At 37.6% G+C, this 6,234-nt stretch carries 6 protein-coding genes; 2 read left to right on the forward strand and 4 right to left on the reverse strand.

The features are described from left to right. Positions 1-222 (forward strand): hypothetical protein (locus VJ937_RS05635; RefSeq protein ID WP_324065912.1); only part of this gene is annotated, 222 nt, incomplete at its 5' end. Between the two features lie 35 nt (positions 223-257). Here the strand turns inward: VJ937_RS05635 and VJ937_RS05640 are convergent. After that, entirely contained in the window at positions 258-1,397 is a 1,140-nt protein-coding gene (locus VJ937_RS05640; RefSeq protein ID WP_324065913.1) for an ISAs1 family transposase, read from the reverse strand. 393 nt (positions 1,398-1,790) lie between these two features. Between VJ937_RS05640 and VJ937_RS05645 the strand changes: the two genes are divergently transcribed. Then, positions 1,791-3,845 carry a helix-turn-helix domain-containing protein gene (locus VJ937_RS05645; RefSeq protein ID WP_324065914.1) on the forward strand — a complete coding sequence of 685 codons (2,055 nt, stop codon included), beginning with the start codon at positions 1,791-1,793 and terminating at the stop codon, positions 3,843-3,845. 82 nt (positions 3,846-3,927) lie between these two features. Here the strand turns inward: VJ937_RS05645 and VJ937_RS05650 are convergent, their stop codons facing one another. The 3 genes from VJ937_RS05650 to VJ937_RS05660 form a co-directional block, all read right to left on the reverse strand. After that, positions 3,928-5,349, reverse strand: coding sequence for an alpha/beta hydrolase family protein (locus VJ937_RS05650; RefSeq protein ID WP_324065915.1), 1,422 nt, complete (start codon positions 5,347-5,349; stop codon positions 3,928-3,930). A 108-nt stretch (positions 5,350-5,457) separates the two neighbouring features. Next, entirely contained in the window at positions 5,458-5,910 is a 453-nt protein-coding gene (locus VJ937_RS05655; protein ID WP_324065916.1) for a hypothetical protein, read from the reverse strand. A gap of 114 nt (positions 5,911-6,024) precedes the next feature. Continuing rightward, a partial coding sequence (locus VJ937_RS05660) for a hypothetical protein (RefSeq protein ID WP_324065917.1) occupies positions 6,025-6,234 on the reverse strand: 210 nt, incomplete at its 5' end.

Genomic DNA, 6,234 nt, shown 5'->3' on the forward strand with positions numbered 1-6,234 from the left:
GCCAATGAACGTTCTGCCTGGGCTTATGACCGACACAACCAGGGCGAAGAGAATAAAATGCACCGACCGGTATTGGAGAATACTGAATACCTTTTCGATCTGGAGGCCGACCCGAGAGAAGAACACAATCTTGCCGGTGAAAATCCTGAGAAACTTAAGGAAATGGCTGAGATGCTAAAGGAAATAAAGGCACAGCATACCATTGAAAAATGGCATGAGTAGCAAAATCAGAATTTTAGGAATCAGGGAAATCGCTTTTAACATTTTAACAATTTTTCGCGATAGCTGTCATTTAAAGCAGCTTTAAGTCTTTTCTGTTTTTTTGAGGCTTTAAAAGTTTTGTCTTTCTCCAGTATTGCAAGTGCCATCTTATTAATAATATTGAAATTGGCTGCGGAAAAATCTTTCTTTTTTAATTTCCTGTCTTCATTGAATATTACATCTAATGTCCAGTGAAGGTTATTTTCTATTGCCCAGTGAGAGCGTACAACTTTATTAAGTTTTCGGGCATTGGATTCAAGCGAAGATATATAGTATCTTGTGTCGGTTGATTCCTCCCCCGTTTTTTTAATGAAGCGTGAAGATGTAATGCGCACTACCGATTTAAGCCCTGGCCAGTTTTCTTTTTCATCCATAAATTCCAAATCGCCTATGGCTTCACATACCCTTGTTTCTACTCTGCCATGCCCGGAGCTCACTGCTTCATTTTTATCCGGTGACTTGTAATAGTTAAATAATTTTTCTGTTTGCTCCTTTAATTCCCGTTGGTTATTTTTTACCATCAATACATAATCACCACCTTGTTTTATTATCTGACGAGCAATTTCTTTTTGGCACCCCATAGCATCAATGGTAACAATACACCCTTTTACTGCCAATACCTCCAATACCTTGGGTATGGCTACAATCTCATTGTGCTTTTTATCAACGGACACCTGCCCAAGGCACAATTTATTTTCGGTAGCGTAAGCAGATACGATATGAAGTGCTGATTTGGGGCTGCCCGTATCTCCTGAGCCACAAATGCTCTTGCCATCTATTGCAATTACCTCTCCTTCTGTCAAACGTGAAATTGTGTTCACCCACCGGGTGAAACATTCACTAAACTTTACCGGGTCTAACCTGCTAAAAAGTTTTCCCAACACATCGTGTGAGGGTATTCCATGTTTGTAAGGAAAAAAACGCCGTAACCATTCGATTTTGTCATTTCCAAAAATCTCAATGGATGTCCAGTCCTCAACACCACTTAAGACGGCAGCGATAACCAGGAATAGAATTTCTTCGAGCGGATAATAGTAGTGCCCTTTGGTAGTACGTCTTGGATCTTTCAAGTCAGAAAAGTGTTTTTTAAAATAATTATTCTGTTCAGTAGGGTTTTGTCCTGAAATGTTTTTCATTTTTTTGGACACTGCCCAAAATCAACAATACTAAAATAGTTATTAATTAGCTTATTATCAACTTATAGATAATTAGATATGAACAATTTATTGTTTAAAAGCGATTTCCCTGTACCGAAAAATTTACGTACATTTTAAGAGAATTCATTTTTAACATTTTCATGATTTTAATTTTTAATATTTGACTTTGAAAATTGTTTTACAAAGATGAAGCATTCATGAATGCAAGGCCTAATAGGTATGCAGCCAAAAGTGTTAAGTTTGAGCCAGGCATAAAAAATATGAAGCACAAATAACAAATTTGAAGCAAGTGGCCATTTTTCTTATTCTGAGAACTGCCAATTTGTATCCATTTGCATAAATTTTTCTACTTTCGTTTGAATAAGAATAAGCATGTCAGATACATCAGTTTTTGGTTCAGATTTTATTGAAAAAGCGGAAGCGATTATTTTGGAAAACCTCCCGAATGAACAATTCGGGGTTTCCGAACTGGCAGATGCTATGAATATGAGCCGTTCCAGTTTACTCCGAAAAATCAAGACGCAAACGGAACTTTCGGCAAGTCAGTTTATTCGTCAGGTTCGACTTACAAAAGGGTTGGAGATGCTTCAGCAAACTGCATTGACGGTTGCTGAGATTTCGTACCAGACAGGTTTTGGAAACACTTCCTATTTTATAAAATGTTTTCGCGAACAATATGGGTATTCACCCGGTGAGGTAAGAAAAGGGAAAATGCCGGATGAAAATGTAGATGTTCAGGCAAATTTTATCGGTAAATACCGTTGGCACCTAATAGCAGCGGCGGCTCTGGCAGTAATCGTTCTATCCGTTTTATTGTTCAGAAAAGAAAATACAGTTCCTGCTGAAATTGAAAAATCGATTGCCGTGTTACCGTTCAAAAATGAAAGCAGCGATACACTGAACCTCTATTTCGTAAACGGGCTGATGCAATCCACACTGAACAACCTGCAAAAAATCGGAGACCTGCGCGTTATCAGCAGAACCTCGGTTGAGCAGTACAGGAATACGCAAAAGGGGATTCCTGATATAGCTGATGAATTAAATGTGAACTATCTGGTAGAGGGCAGCGGGCAGCGGGTGGGAGACCAGGTTCTGCTCAATATCCAGTTAATTGAAGCTTCAGGCGACAGGCCGGTTTGGGGGGAACAATACAGTCGCAAAGTAGGAGATGTATTTGCGCTTCAGAATGAAGTGGCCCGAAAAATTGCAGATGCTATTGAAGCCGTAGTGACACCTGCCGAAATAAAACAAATTGAGAAAATACCTACTGAAAGTTTGGAAGCCTATGATTATTACCTTCAGGCACTTGATCCTTTTTATGCCAGAACCAGGGAAGGTTTGGAAAGGGCAATTCCCCTGTTTGAGAAGGCGATTGAAAACGACGGGCAGTTTGCCCTGGCCTATGCCAATATAGCCATTTCCTATTTTTTTCTTGATTTATCACAGAAACAAAAACACTATACTGAACGAATCAACAACTATGCAGACAAAGCCCTGCTTTTCGATTCCAGATCGGCTGAAAGCCTCATTGCCAAAGCGCTTTACTATCTGCAGATTGAGGAATATCACCTGGCCTTGCCACATCTGGAGAAGGCCCTGGAGTATAATCCCAATTCAGCAGCAGTGGTACAGATGCTTGCCGATTTATATGCCCGTGTAATTCCCAATACTGAAAAATACCTTGAATATGCATTGAAAGGAATTCAACTTGATGTAGCAGCCAATGATTCTGTAATACAAAGTTATAATTATTTACACCTGAGTAATGCACTTATTCAAACCGGTTTTGTGGATGAGGCGGTTTCATATATCAATAAATCATTGGACTACAATCCCGAAAATTATTATGCGCCATTTCTGAAAGCATTTATCCTGTACGCCAAAGACGGCAATACAGAAAAAATGAAAAACCGGTTGATAAAGGAGTGGAAAAAAGATACTACCCGCCTGGATATCTTGCAGGAGGTGGCCAAAGTCTGGTATTTTCAGGAAGATTATGACAGTGCCTTCCATTATTACGAAAAATTCGTCAGGGCCAGAGAAACCAATGGCCTGGACATTTACCCGCAGGAAGATATTAAAATTGCCTTCGTTTACAAAAAGAAGGGATTCGAAGAACAGGCCACAAATTTTTTTAATGCGTATGCCGGGTATTGCGAAAAGGACCAGTCAATTTACAAAAGTGCCAGTATGGCGGTATTGTATGCCTATGAAGGAAAGAACGACAAAGCGATTGAACAACTCAAAATATTCGCGACACAAGATAATTACCAGTACTGGATATTGTTGTTTATGGAATTGGACCCGTTGATGGAACCCTTAAAAAGCCATCCGGAGTTTGATGGAATCCTCCTGAAAATTAAAGACCGGTTTTGGAAAAAACAGGATAATCTGAAAAATATGTTGAAGAATAAGAAACTGATATAGGCCAGTCAAACAAGTCTGATTTCCGCTCGGGAAGAGCTTTTCAAAGGTGTTTTTACCCGATCATGTGCTTATTTCTTTATGATTAATATTTAGAATGGATTATTTTTAAAATTATTTCAAAAATCCAATTTGAAATTTCTTTTAATGCAGTTGGCGACATTGTTTGTTCTATCTCTTTATATTCATTCAAGTTACCCGTTTTACATTCCTGAAATAAATGGTTTAAATTTTCCAACTCAACAATCTTGTAGCTTTTATTTTCTCCCTGAATTAATGCATTGCGTATTGCATTTTGATTTATGGCAGCATCAACTTGCTGGTCCTTACTTCCGTTTAAAGAGAGCACAGGTATTTGTAATTTTTTGAATTCATTTGCCGGATTATAATTGTAAAAAAATATATTCCATGGCCTTAGAACAGTCTCTGTTTCTTTTTTTAGAAAAGCAGAAATATTCTCATCGGCAGCACCTAACGATTTTAATATCGGTACCAGGTAAGCTACATTATGAGCATTTAATGCGTTTCTTTTGGCTGACATTTCTGCTTCTGAGGTGGCAATTTCGATTGATTTTTTTACATTCTTTGCAAATATAATTTCATCAGGAACCGGAAAAGGTCTTAATGATTTTGCTTGCATCACAGCCACTTCACTACCCGGAATTCCTGTCGCAGCCAACGCTACAATAAATGAAATATCTGAAGTTTGATTTGCTGCCAGTGGAGCAATAATGCCTCCTTCGCTATGCCCGATTAATCCTATTTGATCAGGGTTAATGTCGCTTCTTGATTTTAAATAGTGAACGGCACTTAAAACATCTTGTGCGAAATCGGCAGTTGTGGCTTTACTAAAATCACCTGTAGATTCTCCAAATCCTCTGTCATCATAACGCAACACAGCTATGCCTTTTCGTGTAAGATAATCCGACAATACCAAAAATGGCCGGTGCGTCATCATGCTTCCATCCCTGTCATGGCGGCCACTTCCACTTATTAAAACAACCACCGGATACTTTCCTTTTTGCGCTGGTCGTGTAAATGTTCCTGAAAGAGAGATACCTGCATCAGTATTCTCAAAAATAACTTGTTCCTCATAATAAGGATAAGGTTTTGCAGGTTCCTGTGGCCTGTTGATTTTTGCCATTTCAGGATTCCCTCTTTTTAAGTTTAAAGCAAGTAAAACGCCTCCTTCAGTATAAGTACCTTCAATCAGATTGGTAGTTTCGTTAAATATTCCTTCGTATTTCATTCCTACATTTGAACCATCAATAATTAATTTCCTATTTTTAAAAGTGGTTGCTTTTGGTTTGATGTCTGAAACATTAAAAGAAGGAACAGCCATAGTTGAAGTTATGCCATTGGCGTTGTTTTCAAAAAGAAATACAAAAAGAATCTCTTTGTTATCCGGAGTTTTTGCCTTTCCATGCCAAACACCTGACAGGTTTTGAGAAAAAGCATTTACCATGCAAATAGCTATTAAAATGGTTGTTAATACAGGTGATTTCATATTCGTTAAATTTTTAATGTAAGTGTTTAAGCCAAATTTTTTAGCCGAAGTGTAAAAAGAAAACAATGCTTATTGTTTAGTAATTGAAGGTGTTTGCAGTATTGGAGGTTAAAGAACGTTTCCCGCGGCTTTTGCCTGAGAATCAAGATATTGTCCTGCTAATAATCCGACGACAATGCCGATGCTAATTCCTATTGAAATGCCCAAAGACTTTTCAAAAAACTGGCCAAAAAGAACGCCCAGCACAGGCCCAAAGGCTACTCCAATAGCTATTCCGTAAGTAATATAATAGCCACCTGGTATCAGGGAAAATGTACTTTTTAAGTATTCATTTAATTTATGGAGAGCTTTGCCAAAGTATTTTTTCCTGTTTTCAGGATTCGATTTTAAACTCAAACTATCGAGTTCTGTTTCGATGGATTGAATTTCATCTGTTGTGAAATCTCTGTTTTTCAATTCGGAAAGTATATGAAGAAATTTTTCATAAATCCTTATTTCCGACTTTTTGGTGGTTTCAATTTTTAAACTTTCGAAAAAATTATAAGCTTCTTGTAATGTCATAATATTTAATGTTTTCCTGGTTAGTGGCTCAATGCAATAATTATTACATACAAAATAATCTTTTTTTTATGAAAAATCTAAAAGGCCATGTAAATGAACCTTTAAGAGAGGTGTTCAACTCCTTAAACTTTCTAAATCAGTCAATAATTCATCCAGCTTTTTTAAAACACTTCCGTAAATAACATTCAAATCCCACAGATAAATTCTACCACCATACCAGGCCAGAACTGCCATAATTAAAATAGCTATAATTATCCCAATCAGCGGTACTCCAAATACCAGGTAGGTATCAGGATAAAGATGTAGTATTCCCCTTACAAGTCG

Origin of the sequence: Salinivirga sp., assembly GCF_035268865.1 — a bacterium.
In the GTDB taxonomy this organism is placed as follows: domain Bacteria; phylum Bacteroidota; class Bacteroidia; order Bacteroidales; family Salinivirgaceae; genus Salinivirga.